The sequence below is a fragment of the Rhodococcus sp. MurmanLake-1 genome, from assembly GCF_056945715.1.
In genome coordinates, this window is sequence record NZ_JBWZNF010000004.1 from 443,161 (window position 1) to 462,903 (window position 19,743).

At 62.2% G+C, this 19,743-nt stretch carries 19 protein-coding genes; 14 read left to right on the top strand and 5 right to left on the bottom strand.

All coding sequences use genetic code 11. The features are described 5' to 3' along the window. Nucleotides 1-101: 101 nt before the first annotated feature. From bioB to AC2ETI_RS14970, 3 genes are read left to right on the top strand one after another with little or no spacing between them, the layout of a single operon-like run. Nucleotides 102-1,115, top strand: coding sequence for a biotin synthase BioB (gene bioB / locus AC2ETI_RS14960; RefSeq protein ID WP_024487821.1), 1,014 nt, complete (start codon nt 102-104; stop codon nt 1,113-1,115). Next, nucleotides 1,112-1,336, top strand: coding sequence for a biotin synthase auxiliary protein BsaP (gene bsaP, locus AC2ETI_RS14965; protein ID WP_019748812.1), 225 nt, complete (start codon nt 1,112-1,114; stop codon nt 1,334-1,336). Before bioB ends, bsaP begins: the two co-directional genes overlap by 4 nt. 11 nt (nt 1,337-1,347) lie before the next feature. Beyond that, entirely contained in the window at nt 1,348-1,938 is a 591-nt protein-coding gene (locus tag AC2ETI_RS14970) for a DUF2567 domain-containing protein (RefSeq protein WP_279219181.1), read from the top strand. 45 nt (nt 1,939-1,983) lie between these two features. Here the strand turns inward: AC2ETI_RS14970 and AC2ETI_RS14975 are convergent, their stop codons facing one another. Further along, nucleotides 1,984-2,814, bottom strand: a complete 831-nt coding sequence (locus AC2ETI_RS14975; protein ID WP_020908030.1) for an SDR family NAD(P)-dependent oxidoreductase — start codon at nt 2,812-2,814, stop codon at nt 1,984-1,986. A gap of 83 nt (nt 2,815-2,897) precedes the next feature. Here AC2ETI_RS14975 and AC2ETI_RS14980 point away from each other — a divergent pair, with 83 nt between their 5' ends. Next, entirely contained in the window at nt 2,898-3,500 is a 603-nt protein-coding gene (locus AC2ETI_RS14980; RefSeq protein WP_046378680.1) for a TetR/AcrR family transcriptional regulator, read from the top strand. Between the two features lie 110 nt (nt 3,501-3,610). Further along, nucleotides 3,611-3,943, top strand: coding sequence for an SDR family NAD(P)-dependent oxidoreductase (locus tag AC2ETI_RS14985; RefSeq protein ID WP_355331514.1), 333 nt, complete (start codon nt 3,611-3,613; stop codon nt 3,941-3,943). A gap of 14 nt (nt 3,944-3,957) precedes the next feature. On the opposite strand, the gene AC2ETI_RS14990 is transcribed toward AC2ETI_RS14985, so the two are convergent. Continuing rightward, entirely contained in the window at nt 3,958-4,686 is a 729-nt protein-coding gene (locus AC2ETI_RS14990) for an NUDIX hydrolase (RefSeq protein WP_007733069.1), read from the bottom strand. A gap of 102 nt (nt 4,687-4,788) precedes the next feature. On the opposite strand from AC2ETI_RS14990, the gene nadA reads away from it, so the two are divergent. Genes nadA through nadC form a run of 3 tightly spaced genes read left to right on the top strand, consistent with a single transcriptional unit; the run spans nt 4,789 to nt 8,266 of the window. Next, on the top strand, nt 4,789-5,826 hold the full coding sequence (nadA, locus tag AC2ETI_RS14995; protein WP_020908027.1) for a quinolinate synthase NadA: 1,038 nt from the start codon (nt 4,789-4,791) through the stop codon (nt 5,824-5,826). Beyond that, nucleotides 5,823-7,394: an L-aspartate oxidase gene (locus AC2ETI_RS15000; RefSeq protein ID WP_483634069.1), complete on the top strand. Its 1,572-nt coding sequence runs from the start codon at nt 5,823-5,825 to the stop codon at nt 7,392-7,394. Before nadA ends, AC2ETI_RS15000 begins: the two co-directional genes overlap by 4 nt. Continuing rightward, the gene (gene nadC / locus AC2ETI_RS15005) at nt 7,394-8,266 is read left to right on the top strand and encodes a carboxylating nicotinate-nucleotide diphosphorylase (protein ID WP_003941805.1); all 873 of its coding nucleotides are present in this window, start codon (nt 7,394-7,396) and stop codon (nt 8,264-8,266) included. The genes AC2ETI_RS15000 and nadC overlap by 1 nt, the downstream gene beginning before the upstream one ends. Nucleotides 8,267-8,272: 6 nt before the next feature. Here the strand turns inward: nadC and AC2ETI_RS15010 are convergent, their stop codons facing one another. Continuing rightward, on the bottom strand, nt 8,273-9,181 hold the full coding sequence (locus AC2ETI_RS15010) for a LysR family transcriptional regulator (protein WP_021344517.1): 909 nt from the start codon (nt 9,179-9,181) through the stop codon (nt 8,273-8,275). Between the two features lie 71 nt (nt 9,182-9,252). Here AC2ETI_RS15010 and AC2ETI_RS15015 point away from each other — a divergent pair, with 71 nt between their 5' ends. The 6 genes from AC2ETI_RS15015 (at nt 9,253) to AC2ETI_RS15040 (ending at nt 16,586) form a co-directional block, all read left to right on the top strand. Continuing rightward, complete coding sequence (locus tag AC2ETI_RS15015) at nt 9,253-10,146, top strand: dihydrodipicolinate synthase family protein (protein ID WP_483634070.1); 894 nt, start codon at nt 9,253-9,255, stop codon at nt 10,144-10,146. A 48-nt stretch (nt 10,147-10,194) separates the two neighbouring features. Continuing rightward, nucleotides 10,195-11,499: an HNH endonuclease signature motif containing protein gene (locus AC2ETI_RS15020; protein WP_336504305.1), complete on the top strand. Its 1,305-nt coding sequence runs from the start codon at nt 10,195-10,197 to the stop codon at nt 11,497-11,499. A gap of 123 nt (nt 11,500-11,622) precedes the next feature. Further along, nucleotides 11,623-12,135 (top strand): GNAT family N-acetyltransferase, encoded by a 513-nt coding sequence (locus AC2ETI_RS15025; protein ID WP_019748801.1) that lies wholly within the window; start codon nt 11,623-11,625, stop codon nt 12,133-12,135. 93 nt (nt 12,136-12,228) lie between these two features. Further along, on the top strand, nt 12,229-14,238 hold the full coding sequence (locus tag AC2ETI_RS15030) for an ArnT family glycosyltransferase (protein ID WP_416315411.1): 2,010 nt from the start codon (nt 12,229-12,231) through the stop codon (nt 14,236-14,238). Between the two features lie 34 nt (nt 14,239-14,272). Continuing rightward, nucleotides 14,273-15,508 (top strand): hypothetical protein, encoded by a 1,236-nt coding sequence (locus AC2ETI_RS15035; RefSeq protein ID WP_483634071.1) that lies wholly within the window; start codon nt 14,273-14,275, stop codon nt 15,506-15,508. Nucleotides 15,509-16,082: 574 nt separating this feature from the next. After that, nucleotides 16,083-16,586 carry a GbsR/MarR family transcriptional regulator gene (locus tag AC2ETI_RS15040; RefSeq protein WP_020908019.1) on the top strand — a complete coding sequence of 168 codons (504 nt, stop codon included), beginning with the start codon at nt 16,083-16,085 and terminating at the stop codon, nt 16,584-16,586. 36 nt (nt 16,587-16,622) lie between these two features. On the opposite strand, the gene AC2ETI_RS15045 is transcribed toward AC2ETI_RS15040, so the two are convergent. Then, on the bottom strand, nt 16,623-17,654 hold the full coding sequence (locus AC2ETI_RS15045) for an iron-siderophore ABC transporter substrate-binding protein (protein WP_483634072.1): 1,032 nt from the start codon (nt 17,652-17,654) through the stop codon (nt 16,623-16,625). Nucleotides 17,655-17,836: 182 nt separating this feature from the next. Next, nucleotides 17,837-19,696 (bottom strand): DUF4012 domain-containing protein, encoded by a 1,860-nt coding sequence (locus AC2ETI_RS15050; protein ID WP_134999820.1) that lies wholly within the window; start codon nt 19,694-19,696, stop codon nt 17,837-17,839. Between the last annotated feature and the right edge of the window lie 47 nt (nt 19,697-19,743).

Consider the following 19,743-nt stretch of genomic DNA (forward strand, 5'->3'; position numbering starts at 1 on the left):
CTTTGACAGTATTCCACCACGTCTCTAACGTGAACACCGTTCAACTTGTACGGTGTTCAATTTTGCTGGTTTCGAAGGAGACGTCTGTGACCCCGCCCCCGATTAGCACGGCCCCTGCGACGGTCGACATCCTCGACCAGGCGCGCGAGCAAGTTCTCGAAAGAGGAGTTGGCCTGACCGAAAGCCAGGTGCTCGACGTACTCCGACTCGACGACGACAGGCTCGAAGACCTGCTGGCTCTCGCCCACGATGTGCGTATGAAATGGTGTGGACCGGAGGTCGAGGTCGAGGGCATCATCAGCCTCAAGACGGGCGGTTGCCCCGAGGACTGCCATTTCTGCTCGCAGTCCGGACTCTTCCAGTCGCCGGTTCGCGCGGCCTGGTTGGACATCCCGAGCCTGGTGGAAGCTGCCAAGCAGACTGCGAAGTCGGGCGCTACCGAGTTCTGCATCGTGGCCGCCGTCCGCGGACCTGACGCCCGGTTGCTCGCTCAGGTAGCCGCAGGTATCGAGGCGATCCGCAATGAGGTCGACATCCAGATCGCCTGCTCGCTCGGCATGCTGACCCAGGAACAGGTCGACCAACTGGCCGCCATGGGTGTGCACCGGTACAACCACAACTTGGAGACCTCGAAGTCGCACTTCCCGAACGTCGTGACCACACACTCGTGGGAAGAGCGGTGGAACACGCTTCGGATGGTTCGCGAAGCAGGCATGGAAGTGTGCTGCGGCGGAATCCTCGGTATGGGTGAATCATTGGAGCAGCGTGCAGAATTTGCCGCGAACTTGGCTGAACTCGAGCCGGACGAGGTCCCGCTCAACTTCCTCAATCCGCGTCCCGGCACACCCTTCGGGGATCTGGATGTGCTGCCCGCCAGCGAGGCGCTCAAGTCCGTGGCGGCATTCCGTCTCGCGCTGCCCCGCACGATCCTGCGCTTCGCGGGTGGACGCGAGATCACCCTCGGCGACCTGGGTGCCAAGCAGGGCATCCTCGGCGGAATCAACGCCGTCATCGTCGGCAACTACCTGACCACCCTCGGGCGTCCCGCCGAGAAGGATCTGGATTTGTTGGTGGATCTGCAGATGCCGATCAAAGCACTGAACGACACTCTGTGAGCACTCCGGTGACCGAGGAGCGGTACAACCCGTTCACCGGGCGTCGGATCGTCGACGGTGTCGACGATCCGACGCCGACTGCGGCGTCGATGGGGCTAGAGCCGCCTCGCTTCTGCGAGCAGTGCGGGCGCCGCATGATCGTTCAGGTCAGCCCTGACGGATGGTGGGCGAAATGCTCCCGACACGGTGTCGTCGACTCGATCGACGCCGCCCGCAGGTAGCGTCACTCGGTGTGATCTCTCTTCGGCAGACTCGTCTGCGCACCGCGATCGTGATCGCCGCAACCACTGCGGGCGTGAGCGTGCTCGTCGGTGTGGTGTGGGCGTTCTTGGCTCCGGCCGAGCACCTGTTGGTGGTGTCCGAGGGGCGCGGCGTCGCGTTGACGGGTGAGAGCCTCCATCAGTTCGACGCGAGTGCTGTGTTCATCTGGCTGGCACTGATCGTCGGTGTGCTGTCGGCAGTAGCGGCGTGGTTGGCGCGTCTGAGTCGAGGCCCGTATGCCCTGGGCGGGTTGATAGTCGGCTCGGCGGCAGGTGCCGGACTGATGGCACTCGTGGGTTCGGGCGTGGCAAAACTGCGTTTCCCCACCGCCGACAATCCGGCGGTCGGGGAGATCATCGCGCGTGCACCGAACATCGGCACGTTGCTCGTGCTTCTGTTTCAGCCGCTTGCGGCGTGCGTCGTGACTTTGGTTCTTGCGGTGCTCAATCCGTACGACGACCTCGGTGTGGGGGACCACCCGGAATCTGGGGATCGGGAATCCGGGGATCCGGCCACCGAGGCCGAACAGACCGACGACGAGGTCCAGCCGAAACTCCCGTAGCCGTTGCTTCTATACAGCCGTTGCTTCTATACAGCCGACGCTTCTCTATACCGCCGACGTCGACGGGCGGTTCGCTGCGGACTTCATTCGCACGTCACCCAACAGTCGACCCGAAATCAACGCTCCCAACCGGCGGGTTGCGAAGCGAGTGCTGATCGAGGACACCCAATTCGGCAAACCTGATACGACTGTCGGCGGTGCGTTGCGTCGATCCAGTGCCCGGAAAGCTGTATCCACCACCTGAGTTGCCGTCTGCATTCGCCCGACCGCAGCATCTTCGGAGCCGACGACGTCGAAGAACTCGGTTCGTGTCGGGCCGGGGCACACCGCCAATACGGTCAATCCGCTGCCGCGAGCTTCTGCCCAGAGTGCTTCGGTGAAGTTGAGTACAAAAGCCTTGGACGCGCCGTAGACGGCCATGCCAGGGGTCGGCTGGAACGACGCCGTGCTCGCGATGTTGACGAGCGCTCCACGTCCGCCCAGGAGATCGGGCAGGAAGGTGTGCGTCAGTTCGACCAGCGTGGCGATGTTGAGCTGAATTTCGGACGTGACGCGCTCGAGATCTTCGTCCACGAATGCTCCGTGTGTTCCGAATCCGGCGTTGTTGATCAGCGAGGTGACGGTGATGCCACGGTTTGTCAGCTCCTGGTGCAGTGTTGCGCCGACGCCGGGCGCCGCCAGGTCGGCAGGCAGAACTGTGACTGTGATGCCGTGGGCGACGCGGAGTTCGGTAGCGAGGGCTTCGAGGCGATCTGCCCGCCTGGCGACGAGAACCAGATTTGCACCGCGAGCGGCGAAGCGGTGGGCGAATTCCACTCCGAGCCCAGCGCTGGCTCCGGTGATGAGGACGGTGGTTCCGGCTACGTCGATGGCCATGGTGGCTCCTTCGGTTCGGGTGATCCCAAATGTAGGCACTGACACCATAGTTGTCAATGACAACATTTTGATATGGTGCCACCATGCCCGCCCACGAACAGCCGTACCACCACGGCAGCCTGCGACAGGAACTCCTGGCATCGGCTGAAGCGACCCTCGAGCGAGATGGCGTCGACAAGTTGTCGCTGCGGCAGCTTGCGCGCGAGGCGGGCGTGAGTCACGCGGCCCCTGGCAAGCATTTTCGCGACCGTCAGGCTTTGCTCGACGCCTTGGCTGAAAGCGGATTCCATCGGATGACCGGTGCACTCGAGCGAGCAGTTTCGGAGGCGCCGCCGACCGCGAGAGCCCGGTTCTCCTCGCTCGCCAACGCCTATGTGGATTTTGCGCTCGAGCATCCGGGCCTGTTGTCTCTGATGTACAGCAACAAGCATGCACCCGGTGCGGCCGAGACTGTCGTGAACGCGGGGCACGCGACGATGGACCTGACCGTTCGGCTCGTATCGGAAGCGCAGGCTGCGGGTGACATTGCCGCCGGCGATCCGGAAAGTATTGCGCTGGTTGCCTTTGCGACGTTCCATGGCGTCGCGACGCTGGCCGCGGGCGGAATGTTGGGCGACGTGCCGGTCGGCGATGTGGTGAACGCGGCCTCGACGGTCTTCTGGGCGGGGCTGTCTCGATCTGCCTGATGTGTGGGGCGCGGAATCCCCAGAGTTCTCACAGAACCAACACAAGGGAGCCACAAGATTGCGGACTTACATGGGAGTCAAGAAGTTTGATTCCGAGTGGAGGTTTCGCAATGAGCGTTTCGGAGATCGCCCCGAACAGGGGAGTTGCACTTGTCACGGACATCGGATTCGAGCACGGTGCGCGTATCGCCACCGAGTTTCTCGACGCCGGTTGGAGCGTGGCGGTCACCGCGCGGACGGTGACAGAATTGGTGCGCATCTTGGCGGGAAAACCGACCCATCGCTTCTTTGCGATAGTCGCTGATCCGACGGATCGTTGGCAGGCTGATCGGATTCTCGATCGGGTGACGACGCGGTTCGGCGCAATCAATCGGGTCATCGATCCGGCCGGCGCGGTGACCTCGGCGTGGCTGCAACGCGGAAGTTTCGAAGCCGTTGCCTGAGAACCTGATCGACGTCAGCTCGGGGGACGCAGTGCCGCGAACTCGTCGGTGACTCGCAAGGTGGAGTCGGTGAAGCGGTACAGGGCCGGTGGGCGTCCGCCCGACTTGCCGGACGGTGCGGTGTTGCCGGTGGGAGTCAGTACGCCTCGGCGACCCAGTACGCGTTGCAAGTTGGTTGCGTCGACTTGGTAACCGAGTGCAGCGCAGTAGATTTCGCGCAGTGTCGACATCGCGAACTCTTCGGGAGCCAGCCCGAATGCGATGTTGGTGTAGGAGAGTTTTGCAGCCAGTCGATTACGCGCGTGCCGTACGACGGTTCCGTGGTCGAACGACATCTCCGGCAACTTCGAAACGGGGTGCCAGGCCGTGTCGGGTGGAAGTTGTGGGTCGGCGCTGAGGGGAACGAGTCCGAGGAAGGTCGACGCGATGCGGCGCGGGCCCGGCACTCGTTGTGGATCACTGAAGACGGAGAGTTGCTCGAGGTGGGCGACCTTTCGTAGGTCGACCTTCTCGGCGAGGAGTCGTCGAGCGGAGGTCGTCAGGTCCTCGTCGTCGCGCAAAGTGCCCCCGGGCAGTGACCATGTGCCTTTCTGCGGGTTGAGTGCGCGCTGCCACAGCAGCACGGCCAACTCTTCACGCCCTTGTGGGCAGTGATCGCCGTCACCTGCGGCGATGCTTGCGGGGAAGGTGCGAACTTGGAACACCGCTGCAAGCACTTCGTGGGTGGTGTTACTATTGGGCACGTTTTCGATCCTAAGTCGAAAACCTCGAATACGGAAATCCGGGCCAGCCCGTCCGGATTTGAACTGGGTGACGAGCCCGGGTTCACGGTGAAGGAGAACGCCATGACGACCACGACGTTATGGGAGGGATCGGCCTCGCAGATTCACGACGGCCCCGGCGGATACAACGGAGTCGAAGCGACCCCCGAGTGGGCCGCTGAGATCAAACGTCTGGCTCGCGAACGCGGCGCGACGATTCTTGCGCACAACTACCAGCTGCCTGCGATTCAGGACGTCGCCGATCATGTCGGCGACTCCCTGGCGCTTTCGCGAATCGCTGCCGAGGCGCCCGAGGACACGATTGTCTTCTGCGGTGTGCACTTCATGGCCGAGACCGCGAAGATCCTGTCGCCGTCCAAGACCGTGCTGATCCCGGACGAGCGAGCCGGCTGCTCTCTGGCCGACTCGATCAATGCCGAGCAGCTTCGTGAGTGGAAGGCCGACAACCCGAACGCCCTGGTGGTGTCGTACGTGAACACGACGGCAGAGGTGAAAGGTCTCACCGACATCTGCTGCACGTCGTCCAATGCCGTCGACGTGGTCAACTCGATTGATCCCGACCGGGAAGTTCTCTTCCTCCCGGACCAGTTCCTCGGAGCTCACGTCAAGCGCGTCACAGGCCGCACCAACATGCAGATCTGGGCCGGTGAATGCCACGTCCACGCGGGTATCAACGGTGACGAGTTGACGGCGAAGTCCAAGGCTCACCCCGATGCCGAGCTTTTTGTGCACCCTGAATGTGGTTGCGCTACTTCGGCTCTGTACCTCGCCGGTGAAGGCGCGGTCCCCGCGGACAAGGTCAAGATCCTCTCCACCGGCGGAATGCTCGACGCTGCCCGCGTCACCAAGAGCAAGCAGGTTCTGGTCGCCACCGAGATCGGGATGCTGCACCAGTTGCGCAAGGCAGCGCCCGACGTCGATTTCCAGGCCGTCAACGACCGCGCGTCGTGCCCGTACATGAAGATGATCACGCCTGCTGCGTTGCTTCGCTGCCTTCTCGAGGGCAAGGACGAGGTCCACGTCGATCTCGAGATGGCCAAGCGTGCACAGAAATCGGTGCAGCGCATGATCGAGATCGGTAATCCGGGCGGCGGCGAGTGAGCAGCCCTGCCGGGCGTTTCGCCTGGGAGGCTCATGCCGACCTGGTCGTCGTGGGAGGCGGTGTCGCGGGCCTCACCGCTGCGCGCACCGCTTCTCTGCGGGGGCTGAAAGTACTCACGGTCAGCAAGGGTGGTCCGACGGACACCTCGACTCAGTACGCGCAGGGCGGCATCGCAGTCGTCGACGATCTGAATACGGATTCCGTCGAGTCGCACGTTGCGGATACGTGTGAGGCCGGCGTCGGCTTGTGCGACGAGGAAGCCGTCTATTCCATCGTCGAAGCTGGTCACGACGCAGTTGCGGCGCTGGCCGCGTTGGGCGCGGTCTTCGATCGCGGGCGAGACGGCGAGGTGTCGCGCACCCGCGAGGGTGGGCACAGCACGCGTCGGATCATCCATGCGGGCGGCGACGCCACGGGCGCGGAAGTGCAGCGAGCTCTGAACGCTGCCGGCCTCCCCGTTCTGTTCGGTGCAGCGGCAGTTCAGGTGGTGACCAACCGGCGCGGGGTGTGTGGACTCATCGTCTCCTCGCCGGAAGGGCTCGGAGTGATCCATGCGCCCGCGGCACTGCTCGCTACCGGTGGACTCGGTCAGCTGTATGCCTGCAGTACAAATCCGCCCGGCGCAACTGCCGACGGAATCGCGTTGGCGCTCGAAGCAGGTGCGGCAATTGCGGATCTGGAATTCGTTCAGTTCCATCCGACGGTGCTCTTCACTCCGGGTGGAGTGGGTCGCCGGCCCTTGATCAGTGAGGCGGTCCGCGGCGAAGGTGCGATTCTTGTCGACACCAACGGCGATTCGGTCACCGCAGGTGTTCATCCGCTGGGTGATCTCGCCCCGCGTGACGTGGTCTCGCGCGCAATCGCAGCACGCCTACGAGATCTCGGTACCGATCACGTTTACCTCGACGCCCGCAAGCTCGACGGCTTCGATTCGCGGTTCCCGACGATCACCGCATCCTGTCTCGAAGCGGGCATCGATCCACGCACCCAACTCATTCCGGTCGCTCCGGCCGCGCACTACTCGTGCGGTGGAGTCGCCACCGACGTCCATGGACGAACTGGAGTGCCTGGACTCTACGCAGCCGGCGAAGTGGCTCGCACGGGATTGCACGGCGCGAATCGTCTTGCGTCCAACAGCCTTCTCGAGGGTTTGGTGGTCGGGGAGCGTGCCGGAATCGCAGCTGCCGAGCGTCGCGAGGTTCATGCCGAAGTGGTCAACGTGGTGCGCAAGCCGATGCCGATCCTCCCACGAGAGACTGTGCAGTCCGTCATGACAGCACACGCGTCGGTGGTTCGCGACGGAGGCGGTCTCCTGACTGCGCGAGCCGCGCTTGCCGACGCCGATCAGACAGTGGCGGTGGCTGCTGGGGACCTCGAAGACGCGGCGCTCACACTGACCGCGACAGCGTTGGTCGATGTAGCCGTGGCACGAACCGAGAGCCGAGGCTGTCACACCCGCACCGACTATCCTGAAACAGATCCGAATCAGCGTCGCAGCACTCGGATCAAGATGAGTGCCGATGGAGCGCTCGAAATACCAGACATGTTGTTGACAGGAGTTCATTGATGACCGAGCAGAAGATCCTGCCCGCGCCGCTCGACCGTGACGAACTGCTCACGTTGGTCAGGCTCGCTCTGGACGAGGATCTGCGCTATGGCCCTGATATCACTTCTACCGCAACGGTTCCCGCCGATGCGGTCGCGAAGGCTTCGGTCGTCTCACGCTCCTCGGGTACTGTCGCCGGCATCGACGTCGGACTGCTTGTTCTCGACGAGGTGATCGGCGCGGGTAACTACGAGGTCGTTGATCGGGTGGCCGATGGAACTCGGGTTGCGCCAGGTCAATCGGTGCTCACCGTCGTCGCGCCCACCCGCGGCCTTCTCACGGCAGAGCGGACGATGCTCAACCTCGTCTGCCATCTCTCGGGAATCGCCACGGCGACGTCGCAGTGGGTCGACGCCATCGCCGGCACTCATGCCAAAGTGCGGGACAGCCGAAAGACACTGCCCGGACTGCGTTCTCTGCAGAAATATGCAGTCCACGTGGGCGGAGGCGTCAACCACCGCATGGGATTGGGTGACGCGGCGTTGATCAAGGACAACCACGTTGCCGCTGCCGGTTCGGTGGTCGCAGCACTTCGTGCGGTCCGTGAGCTCGCCCCGGACATCGAGTGCGAAGTCGAGGTCGACAACCTCACTCAGCTCGACCAGGTGCTGGCGGAGAACGTGGAACTTGTTCTGCTGGACAACTTCCCGCTGTGGCAGACGCAGATCGCGGTCCAACGCCGAGACGCTGTTGCCCCCGAAACCAAGCTCGAGTCATCCGGTGGTCTCACCATCGACGTTGCCGCAGAGTACGCCCGAACCGGCGTCGACTACCTCGCTGTAGGTGCCTTGACGCACTCGGTGACAGTGCTCGACCTCGGGCTCGACATGTAGGTGCCGCTATCGCTCGGCGTCCAGCAGTTGCGGGACGGCCGAGCGAAGCGCGCTTGTCACGGTTGCGACCGCCGGGTGAGCGTCGGAGCCGGCTCGGTGTGCGATCTTGGTCCTTCGTCGAATGGGCATCGGCGTCAGGCGCACTCCGAGTGGCGGATGGATTGCTCCGAGTTCCGGGACCAGCGAAACGCCCTGCCCTGCAGCGACGAGGGCGAGAACGGTGGCGAACTCGTCGATGTGGTGTCGCACTTTCGGAGTGAACCCGGCCGCTTGGCACGCGCGAATGGTCATTGCATGACAAGCAGTTCCCGGGATCGCAGTAATCCAGTGCTGCTCCACGCAGTCGGTCAGCGCGGTAATGGTGCCGTCGGGATCTGTAGCGGTGTCGTTCGACGCCAGATAGACCGATTCGCTGCACAGAGGCAACGCTGTCAGGCCCGGTTCGCTGGGACGAGGGACGAAGTCGTAGTCGTGAATCAACGCCAAGTCCAGATTCCCAGCTCGTAGGGCGTCGGCGACGTCCGCTGGGTCGATCTCCGAAACCATCGGTTCCAACCCGGGATGCTCGCGAGAGAGGGCGATCAATGCCGGCGGGAGGATCGCCCGTGCGGCGGTCGGGAACGTTCCGATGCGCAGCGGCCCCGCCAGTCCACGACGCGCGTCGACCAATTCGCCCGACGCCTGTTCCAGGCGTTGCAGGATGACTTCGGCATGACGTGCGAGGTTCTCACCGGCCGGCGTGAGGCGGACGCGACGGCCTGTTCGTTCCAGCAGCGGCACGCCGGCTTCACGTTCGAGGACGGCCAATTGCTGCGACACCGCGGAGGGACTGAACGACAGCGCCTCGGCAACGGCAACGATGGTTCCGCGCAGCGCTAGTTCGCGCAATAGCTTCAGTCGACGAACATCGAGCATCAGCTCAGCTTACGCTCGACGATGGAAATGCGAACTAGACCTACAAGGTCTGTTCGGTGAGGCTGAGTTCTATGACTACGACTCGAGTTGACCTGGCTGGAATCCATGTACCACTGATCACGCCCTTCGAGAGCGACGGTCGTGTTGCAACCGACGCACTCGAACAGCTTGCGCACCAGGTCCTCTCCGAAGGTGCGGTCGGACTCGTTGCACTGGGGACTACAGCGGAAACCGCAACCCTCACCGAGCAAGAGAGAGTGACCGTTCTGGATATCTGTGCGAGCGTGTGCCGTGCGAGAGGTGCGACGTTGATCGTGGGCGCGGGTAGCAACGACACGGCGGGCAGTGCGCAGGCGCTCGGGAGGCTGACTCGGTGGCCTGACGTCTCGGCGGCCTTGGTGCCGGTTCCCTCCTTCACGAGGCCGTCGAAAGCCGGTGTGGCGGCGCATTTCGCGCATCTGCAGTCGTCGAGCCGCGTGCCGCTGATCGTCTATCACGTGCCGTACCGAACTGCGTGCGATCTGGACAGCGGCACTTTGCGGGAGCTGGGTGATTTGCCCGGGGTTGTTGGTGTGAAGTATGCCGCGGGCGGTATCGACGCAGCTGCCGTCGAACTCTTCGCGGATCTTCCGGACGACTTCGCCGTGCTGGCGGGGGATGATCTGTTCCTCGCGCCGCTTCTGGCCTTGGGTGCGTCAGGCGGAATCTTGGCGTCCGCTCATCTGTCGACCGCCGAGTTCGTGCGCCTGGTGAAGGCTTGGGACAGTGGAGATGTGGACAGTGTTCGCGATCTTGGGCGACGGTTGTCGACGCTGTCAGGAGCTCTCTTTTCCGAATCGAACCCGACTGTCATCAAGGGCGTGTTGCATGCATTGGGGCAGATTCCGACTCCCCATGTGCGACTGCCGTTGCTACCTGCGAGTGACGAATCGGTAGCGCGGGCGCTCGAGGTCTACCACTCTTGACTCGAACGGGTGTTCGAGTATTGTTGGGGGTGGGGATCGGGGGATTCAATGAGTGTCTATCTGTCGGATGTGGTTTCGGGTTCTGCGGTGGGGTTGCGCGGACGCCTGTGGCGGTTGTCTGCTTCTGAGTTGCGTGCTGCTGCTATCGAGGCGAGTTCGGAGATTCTGCGTCTCGAGGCTGTTCGTGTGGCGGTGGTGGACGAGTTGTCGTTGCGGCCGGATGATCAGGTGATCGCGAGCCGCGGGGTGGGTTGCTGGTTGGCGGCAAACACGATGCTGCAAATCCGGGACGGGAAGAAGATCGCCGCCCTCGGTGCAGCGCTACGCCCGTTTCCGGCAGTGGCGACCCGATTCGATGACGGGGACTGCTCGTTCGATCATGCCGTGTTGATCGTGGCGTTCTGCGAATCACCACCAAAGGGCATGCCTGACGAAGCGCTACCGAAGTGCATCGATTTGTTGTTGGCTGCCGCTTCCGGAGTGGAGGCCACGACCACGAAAGTGCGAAACGTCATCGCGACCTTGGAGCGCATTTTCGAATCGGATGAGATTCCACCCGCCGAAGATGTGGATCGGAACGAGTTGCGGATCGCGTCGACGTTGAACGGTCGGGTGGTGGTGCGCGGAGATTTCGATGCTCTCACCGGGGAAATGTTGTTGTCGGCATTGTCGAATCTGACGATGCCCACCCCGGCACCGGATGGAACCCCGGATTCTCGGTCGGCGGCGAAGCGGACCGCGGACGGGTTCACCGAACTGATCCGCCGCTACCTGGACTGCGCCAAAACCGGCACCGACGGTGGTCAGCGTCCGCACGTGAACGTGCACATCAACGCCCGTGATCTGGCGGAGCACCGGGACTGCGCCGGAACACCCGCTGCTCCTGATGGTGGAGCGGCTGTGTCGGATCTCGATGTCGGGCACATGCCCTGGCTGGGGCCACTGTCGGTGTCGCAGACCAGACTCCTCGGGTGCGACTGTTTCCTGTCGACTGTTCTGCTCGACGATCACGGGGCGCCGTTGGATGCGAAACCCGGGAAACGATTAGTGTCCGCGGAGCAGCGCGTGGCGTTGATCGCGAGAGACAAGGGTTGCGCGTTCCCGGGGTGTGCGTGTGTACCGGCCTGGACGGATGCGCACCATATCCGGCACTGGGCCAACGGTGGCCCGACCGTGATGAACAACCTTGTCCTACTGTGCCGTTCACATCATCGGCTGATGCACCGGAAATCCGGGTTCGTCGGGAAGTGGGAGATTCGGATCGGCGCCGACAACAAACCGTGGTTCATCCCGCCGCCCTCGATTGACCCGCGGCAGCACCCGCGACCGGCGAACACCACATTCAAAACCTGACTGAGTGGTGAGACCCGTTCAGATACACAACTTCACGTCGATAGGCTTCAACTCGGAGATACATCCGGGTTGGGGCCTGGAGGCCGTGGTGTTGTGAACGGCTGCAGATATGGGGGAGGTCATATGGTTGTGGACGTTGTGCAAGCGGTCGAGAGCGATGGGCCGGAGATTCTGGCGCTGCGGCACGCGGCAGAAGACTGGTTGGCAGAACGCGGAATCATCCAGTGGCGCCCACGCGAAGTGTCTGTCGAGCAGGTCGGGGAGCAGATTTCGAGAGGGGAGTTCTTTGTTGCGCGAGACCGGGCGCAGTTAAGGATTGTCGGCGCCCTGCGGTTGATCTGGTCAGACCCCGTGGTCTGGCCCGATTCGAACGAGCCTGCCGGCTACGTGCACGGATTGGTTATCGATCGAGAATTTTCGGGCACCTCGTTGGGTGAACGCTTACTCGTCTGGGCCCATCGACGGTCCGCGGAGGAGGGCGCGCAGTACTTGCGGCTCGATTGTGTCGAAACGAACGTGCGGTTGCGCCGCTACTACCGAGACGCGGGTTTCGCCGAGGTAGGGCGTCGTGACTTCGGAGATGTTGTCTACAACGGTTGGTTCAGCGTCGTGCTGTTCGAGCGTTCCCTGACCTGATTCATTCACAGCAACTTTCCAGCCGGCTCCCAGTGCCGCCGGGGTTGAAAGCGCGATCGTTGGCAGGACAGTAACTCGTGAAGGGACTTCCTGATGACCGCCGTTCTGCATCCGGCCCCGCCTCAGCGGCCGGCACCAACTGCCCATCGAGCCGAGCCCTCGCCGTCGTGGTTCCGCACTCGCCGTACAGGATTGGCGCTTACGATCCTGTTGGCAGCAACGGCGGTCTTGTATTTGTGGAATTTGACCGCGAGTGGCTACGCCAACACCTTCTACGCTGCGGCAGCGCAGGCCGGCTCCCAGAATTGGAAAGCGTGGTTCTTCGGTTCCCTCGATACCTCGAATTTCATCACTGTCGACAAACCGCCCGCTTCATTGTGGGTCATGGGTCTGTCCGGACGAATCTTCGGATTTTCGAGTGCCAGCCTTCTTGTTCCGCAGGCGTTGATGGGCGTCGGATCGGTTGCGCTCGTGTATGCGGCCGTCAAACGAGTGGCGACGCCGGCTGCGGGTCTTGTGGCGGGAGCTGTGTTGGCAGCTACGCCCGCTGCCGCCCTGATGTTCAAGTTCGACAATCCCGATGCATTGCTTGTTCTGCTCATGACTCTCGCCGGCTACTTCGTGATTCGCGCCATGTGCACGGCGGTGGGTCGACGAGCCGCAATGTGGGTGGCGCTCGCCGGAGTCGCGCTGGGCTTCGCTTTTCTCACCAAGATGTTGCAAGGGCTGATGGTGTTGCCTGCATTTGGTGCCGCGTATTTGATTGCCGGACAGGTGCGCTTGCGGACTCGCCTGTTCCACCTGGTAATCGGTGCTGCGTCCGTTGTCATATCGGCTGGGTGGTGGGTGTTGGCAGTGTGGCTGTGGCCCGCTGATTCTCGCCCGTACATCGGCGGATCGACCAACAACAGCGTCATGGACTTGGTACTGGGATACAACGGATTGGGTCGACTTTTCGGGAGCACCGGTGGCGGTGGCGGAATGGCTGGTGGCAGTGCAGGTTCCAGCTTTGGGGGAAGTGCCGGACTCGATCGGCTGTTCGGCAGCGAGATGGGTATCCAGATTTCCTGGCTGATTCCTGCGGCACTGATCGCGTTGGTGTTCGGACTCCTCGCCCGTGGGCGTGCACCGCGCACAGATCTTCTCCGTGCGTCGTTGATCCTGTGGGGTGGTTGGTTTCTCGTTACCGGCCTGATCTTCAGCTACATGTCCGGAACGATCCACCCCTATTACACAGTTGCGCTGGCGCCTGCTGTTGCGGGGATGATCGGCGTCGGTGGATACGCCCTGTGGTTGGTGCGTGCCCGCTCGATCGGACGCTGCGGCTTGGCAGCGATGATGCTGGCCGCAGGAATTTGGAGCTGGGTGTTGTTGCACCGCAATGCCGAATGGCTGCCGATGCTGAAGTGGATTCTGTTGGCGGGCACTGTCGTCGGCGCGATCCTGGTTCTGGTGGGAGCCAAGGGTCGATTTCGCAAGCTCGCTGTCGCTGGATTGATCATCGGCTCGTTGGCAGGGATAATCGGTTCGGCGTCTTACGCGATTGCCACTGCCGCAACAGCGCATGGTGGGTCCATCCCGACGGCAGGACCAACCGGCGCCGTGTCCGACTCCGGAATGGGCGGGGGAGGAGGCATGGGTGGGGACCAAGGGCAGGGAGACGGTGAGGCTCTGCCGAACTCTGATGACGCCAGCAGAAATCCGATGGCGAGTGGGCCAGGAACAACGAGTGGGCCAGGAACAAGCAGTGGTAGCGAAAGTACTTCCGAGTTGACGGCAATGTTGGTCAATGCGGGCACCACGTGGTCGGCCGCGACCAACGGCTCGCAAAGCGCAGCAACCTACGAGTTGGCCAGCGATACTGCGGTGATGGCGATCGGCGGTTGGAGTTCTGATCCCGCACCGACGCTGGACCAGTTCATCGAGTACGTGACAGACGGCGAGGTCCACTACTACATCGCCAGTGGCCAGGGCGGAAGCCCGAAAGATGGCCAAGGCGGGGACAGTACGTCGAATGCTATTCAGGAATGGGTCGAAGCGAATTTCACGTCGACAACGGTGGGAAATTCTACGATCTACGACCTCAGCGGGTATGTCGGATAGCGACGTAGTTGTTGTCATAGGCAATGATCGAGAAATGTCTGGGCGCACCGCACACGAGTCGAACCGTCGCCGCGAGCAATGGACCTGGCGCGACGGGCTGGTGATCGTCTCAATCGTCGCATTGGGAACTGTTGTCGCGGCGGTGACGAACGAAGACACGGGCACGTCGATTCCTGGCTGCGATTCGGTGGCATCGCCGGGTCCGCCGGTGCGAATCAACTACGGTTTTGCCGGTGAGCCCGGTTATGCCGACCCGGACTATCCATGGTTCTCGGGTCCGAAGGCCACCGCCATGAGCGATGCCCTACTCGAATCGTTACCTTCCGATGTCGACGTTGCATTTGCGAGTCCATCGAAATCGCTCGAGTTTGCGCCGATCCAGAATTACCGGGGCGTTTCGTTTCCCGACGGGGTCGACCCGATCGAGTTCAGCGGTTCGACGTCGGCGAAGGGAACCTTGACTCGCGTCGGGCGGACTGCGGATATCTCGGTTCAGGTTCGTGCATGGGATCAGCCGGTGCCACCGTGCCTGGAGGGGCTGGTGGATCGGCGGGAGCATCTCGCGAACGGAACGGTACTCGACATGGCAGATTTCGAAGACAAAGACGGTTCGGAAGTCGGGGGCGAGCGCGGTGTAGTCGCGTATCTCGGTGACGGATCCAGAGTTGTTGCGAGCATCGACACGTCGACCGACACTTCGACGGATAGTGGTCCGCTTTTGACGATGGACGAACTGATCGCGGTCGCGACAGCGCACGGGCTCGCTGTGACTGAGCCGGTTCCAGACTCGACGCCGCCACCGATGGCATCCTGCTACACCGATTCCGTGAATGCCGGTCCACCTGTGACGCGCATGGAGATCGACCGGCTGAATCAGTTGCTCGATGCACGTTGGAAGGATCTCGGCGCGGAAGAGGTCACTTTGGAACGCCCGCTCGGTTCGCTGGTTCCGGATGACTACGGACGGGGAGGGGCGTGCGAACGAATCGTCGTCTCGACATCGGACGACCGCGGTGATGTCGAGATATCGATTGGTACGGCCGTCCCGGAACCAGGCGCGATCCTGACGTTGCCCAACGCCACCACGGTGACTCGCCTGGTCGATCCCGATGGCTCGGGCGATGACACGGTCCGGGTTGTTCACCCCTCCGGCGAAACAGTAGTGGTGACCCAGTTCGTGACATCGGCTGGCTCCACATCGGCGTCGCCTTTGACGATCGAACAGCTCGAGTTCATCGCAACGACTCCAGGGCTGGTGATTTCGCGGTAGTAGTGGACGCGTCTCGGTTACCGTGTCGCGAATGGCAGGAGAAATTGGTCGGTGGCGTCTGTTGATTTGCGTAGTAGGCATGGCTTCCTCGATCGGGCTCGTGGGATGCACAGTCGATTTGGAGCAATCGTCACCCTCGCGGGAGACACCAGTCGGTGGTCTTTCTGCAGGTTCAGAGTGCCCAGGCGACCCCATTGTGGAGGCGGCATTGGCTGACGCACTGCGCTCACGAGCATCCGAGTTACCTACTGGATTGACAGTCGGCGGCGGGTCGTTCGATAGTGAATCGCGAAATGTCCGCCTCGATCTGTGCGTCGTGGATACCGACCCGCGCGACTCGGCTTCGTTGACCGCCCGGGCCATTCAGGCTTCGCCTCTTGGTGATTCGGTGAGCTCGATGGTCGTCCAAGTCCGCGAGCCGAATGGGTCGGCGACGACGGTGACGTGTGCCGACTTCACAGCGCACGACTTCTCGGGCGACCCTGCGGCGACGCGGAATGCGTGGGTGTAGGCATCAGCTGGCAGAATCGGAAGTCAATGTTCTTGTTGTCGAGTGACGTCGGAGGCTCAACGAATGGGCGATGCCAGCCCTGCTCGCGGTGACGACTTCTCCACGTGGTTCATTGACCAGTTCTCCGTGTACTGGCAGTCCGGTGGTGGAGCTCGCATCGAGGGACGCATTGCGGGCTATTTGTTGATCAGCGAGTCGCCAGGGGTCAGTGCCGAAGAGTTGGCGCAGGCACTGGGCGCCAGTCGCGGATCGGTGTCCACTTACATTCGCCGGTTGATCGACCGGGGGTTCGTCAAGCTCACGCGCAAGCCTCGGGATCGGACTCACTACTACGTCATGGATTCCGACGTGTGGGGCGGATTCCTCGAAACAGAGCACGTGTATCTCGAGAATCAACGCAAACTCGCGACTGAAGCACTGCAGTACGCAAATCCCAACGGCCCCGCCTACATTCGTGTCCTCAACATGCGCGATTACATGGGGTGGATCATCGACAATCGAATGTTGAGTAGCGAGTGGATGCGATTCAAAGCCCAACGCGACGGCAAGAAGCCCGCATCCGAATAGGACGCGGGCTTCTCGATCGCGCGATGCTGATCTACATCACTTGTTCAGCTTTGCGATTGCCTCGTCGATCATCGGCACGTAGCGCTCGAGCGACCAGGGCACAGTCAGAGGGTTGATCATCGAGGAACCGGTGACGAAGGGCTGCTCGGTCGGAGCGATGACAGTTCCCCGAGCCACAGCGGGGATGGCCTTGTAGGCGGGCTGCGCTTCGATCTCGGCCCGATTGGCCGGGTCCGAGTAGAAGGTGAAGAGCAGGTCGGACTTGTCGAGGAGGTTTGCGTTCTCGAGGCCGATGACGGCGGAGTCTGTTCCTTCAGATTCCGTCAAGGTGTAGACGACGGGATCCACCTGCAAGCCGAGTGCGCGGACCATGGCCACGCGCTGCTCTTCGGCGAAGAAGACGCCGAGGGTTCCTGGGCCCGTGTTGTAGATGAAGGAGAAGCTGACGTCGGCGTAGTTCGGATGTGCTGCAGTCGATTCCGCGAACTGCGACTTGATCTTGTCGATTTCGGCTGTCGCCTTCTCGGATTCGCCCATGGCTTTGCCGATGACGTTGATTTGCTCTTCCCACGTGATGGTCCACGGGCTCTCGGCGTAGGCGACGGTCGGCGCAAACGCGTTGAGTGAGTCGAACTGCTGCTGGGTGATGCCGGACCAGGGGGCGAGGATCAGGTCGGGCTCGAGCGCGATGATCGCTTCGATGTTGAGGTCGGTGCCGCCGGTGAACTGCTCTGGCAGTTCGCCACCCTGCTTCGTGACCGCTTCGTGCACCCACGGCAGATATCCGGTGTCGTCGCTGCCCCATGCGTACTTTTCGACGCCGACGGGGATCGTGCCGAGCGCGATCACGGTCTCCGCCGACCCCATGCCGAGGGTCACGATCCGCTCAGGCTTTTCGGTGATGACGGCTTTTCCGAGCGCACTTTCGATAGTGACGGTTTCGAAGTCGCTGCTGCTTGATTCGGTTGCAGTGTCGTTGTTACTGCATCCGCCGATTACCAGGGCGGCAATGACCAATCCACTCAGCGCCACAGTTCGGCGAAGTGAGCGCACACGGGCGTATCGCATGGGGAACCTTCCGTTGTCGATGCGCCGAGGAGTGAGACTCCGACGGATCGCAGCCGACGGCCGGTTCCAGGCGCGTCAGGAAGCATAGGCTAGCCTTCATCAAAGTTTCAAATCTGTTGAAAGTTCACTAGCCCGGCAAACGACGACATGCCAGGGGCCTCGTCGACGTTTGCCGGTCAGGCTCAGCAGCTAGGAACGTCGACGGTAATCTTCGGGTCGTCGACAAGCGGCTGGACCGGTACGCGAGCTTCGCCCTCGGCTGTGGGCTCGGTCAGATCGAACTTCAGCTCAACGGTCTTCCCTCGCGGAATGACGGCCCTTGTCATGAATGCCGGGTGACCCTGTTCGGTTCCGTTGACGGCAAACGAAATCTGCCCGCCCACGGAGACGGCGTCGAGTTTGGCGCCGGCTGTCGCCAGTAGGGTGACTGCAGCCACATTGGTGCCATTGGGCAGTCGTCCGGGGTTGTCGACGATCCCGCTGACATATTCGGTCAGTTCGGTGTCAGGTGCGTCGTTGGTCAGTCGAACAGTGACGGTTGTCTTTCGGGTGTCGCCCGTGCAGGGTTTGGCCGTGTAGTCGATTTCTCGTGTGAGGTAGTAATCGAGCTTGTTGCCGGCTTGGTTGTTGATCACGACACCGGCATACGGCGCAGCATCATCGGGAATCGCATGCCCGAGGACGGTGTCGGCAAGAACCGATTGTTCGTCGGGGTGAGAGCTCCACACTGCGATTCTGCCCTCGCTGACACCTCTGCCCAGAGCCTCCAGTAATGCGCTCGGCGACTTGATGTTCCCGGTCATCTTCGCCACGACTCGAGCCGCGATTGTCTGCAGATACTGCTTTCGTGCCTTGTTGTCGGAGGGAAAGCGTGCGTACGCGGTCGACTCGGTCAACTCAACGACGTTGTCGGCCGTCACCGACTCTCCGTCCGGCATCTCTACTGGTCCCACCGCCTCGAGGAGGTAACTCAGTGCTATCGGATCGGTCGCTATTGCACCGTCGACCATCTCACCCCCGGACTCCTGTGACCACAGGGACTGCCAGATCTGCGCTGCGTAGGGAAAGTGTGAGCTGAGGTTGCTGTTGCGAAAATCGGTGGTCGGTCGACTGTTTCCGTACAGCTGATTGAAGTCAGGACCAAGGTCTATCGGTTGATTGTCCAGTGTTAGTTCGGAGTTGGGGGAGAGCGTGTCCACCCGAGCGGCGCCGTTGTCGACTCGGACGATGCCGTATCCACCCAATAGACCGCCGGTTCCTCGGGCTTCGGCATTGGTCTGGAAACCGATGAAGTAATTCCGCGGTCCGTCGGTGCCGAGCATCGCCGGTGCGATGCGCGCCGCGGTGGCGGTGTTCGTCAGGAGGGTAGCCAGTTCGCTTGTCTGCGACTGCAATTCTGCTCTGGCATCGTTAACTCGGCCCAGGTACTTTGATTCGCGAACTTCCTGTGCCTGCGACGACAGCAATTCCGCGGCGATAGCTGTTTCGTCCAATTTCGGTTCCGCTTCGCGTAACGGTGCGAGTGCCAAGCGTCCACCAGGCTGCACCAATTCCGTTGGTGCGAGTGAAGTTCCGACAGTGACAGCGGGACCGAGAACGTCACGCGTGAGTCCCTGAACGACCTCGGTCATCTGACGCGTCGTGTCGAAGGGCGACCCGATGACCGGAATTGCGGCGGCGATGTTCCAGGGGAGTGAATGGGTGTTGTCGTACGCTGCGGATGCATTTCGATCGGCTTCCGCCGCGGCGGACTCTGCGACCCCGGTATCCCCGGCCAGAAGTGCACTCTTCGCCGATTGTGCATGGTCGCGAGCTGCTTCAAGGTTGTCTTTTGCCTCGTATGCCGTGTACCCGAGCCAGGCCACGAAACCGCCCACGACCAGTGCCGTTCCCGTGATTGCGAGTACAGTTCGACGGCCTCCCGGCAGGGTGACCGTCCTCTTCGGTTCGCGCTCCGGGCCCCTCGGTGGGATGGTGTTGGAGCCGCTCGGTTCAGCCCCGGAATCGTCGTCGGACTTTGGTCCCACCGTGTCGTTGTTCATCCGCTGAAGCTCCTGACGTTTGAGTGCGTGAAAGCTGCGTCGACATG

What these genes read in the sequence shown, in the direction of transcription:
- AC2ETI_RS14975 (WP_020908030.1), bottom strand. Translation starts at nt 2,814, where the DNA reads ATGGCCATCGACGTAGCCGGAACCACCGTCCTCATCACCGGAGCCAGC.
- AC2ETI_RS15015 (WP_483634070.1), top strand. Translation starts at nt 9,253, where the DNA reads ATGACTACGACTCGAGTTGACCTGGCTGGAATCCATGTACCACTGATC.
- AC2ETI_RS15030 (WP_416315411.1), top strand. Translation starts at nt 12,229, where the DNA reads ATGACCGCCGTTCTGCATCCGGCCCCGCCTCAGCGGCCGGCACCAACT.
- AC2ETI_RS14985 (WP_355331514.1), top strand. Translation starts at nt 3,611, where the DNA reads ATGAGCGTTTCGGAGATCGCCCCGAACAGGGGAGTTGCACTTGTCACG.
- AC2ETI_RS15050 (WP_134999820.1), bottom strand. Translation starts at nt 19,696, where the DNA reads ATGAACAACGACACGGTGGGACCAAAGTCCGACGACGATTCCGGGGCT.
- AC2ETI_RS15010 (WP_021344517.1), bottom strand. Translation starts at nt 9,181, where the DNA reads ATGCTCGATGTTCGTCGACTGAAGCTATTGCGCGAACTAGCGCTGCGC.
- AC2ETI_RS15020 (WP_336504305.1), top strand. Translation starts at nt 10,195, where the DNA reads ATGAGTGTCTATCTGTCGGATGTGGTTTCGGGTTCTGCGGTGGGGTTG.
- AC2ETI_RS15045 (WP_483634072.1), bottom strand. Translation starts at nt 17,654, where the DNA reads ATGCGATACGCCCGTGTGCGCTCACTTCGCCGAACTGTGGCGCTGAGT.
- nadA (WP_020908027.1), top strand. Translation starts at nt 4,789, where the DNA reads ATGACGACCACGACGTTATGGGAGGGATCGGCCTCGCAGATTCACGAC.
- AC2ETI_RS15035 (WP_483634071.1), top strand. Translation starts at nt 14,273, where the DNA reads ATGTCTGGGCGCACCGCACACGAGTCGAACCGTCGCCGCGAGCAATGG.
- AC2ETI_RS15025 (WP_019748801.1), top strand. Translation starts at nt 11,623, where the DNA reads ATGGTTGTGGACGTTGTGCAAGCGGTCGAGAGCGATGGGCCGGAGATT.
- nadC (WP_003941805.1), top strand. Translation starts at nt 7,394, where the DNA reads ATGACCGAGCAGAAGATCCTGCCCGCGCCGCTCGACCGTGACGAACTG.
- AC2ETI_RS14980 (WP_046378680.1), top strand. Translation starts at nt 2,898, where the DNA reads ATGCCCGCCCACGAACAGCCGTACCACCACGGCAGCCTGCGACAGGAA.
- AC2ETI_RS15040 (WP_020908019.1), top strand. Translation starts at nt 16,083, where the DNA reads ATGGGCGATGCCAGCCCTGCTCGCGGTGACGACTTCTCCACGTGGTTC.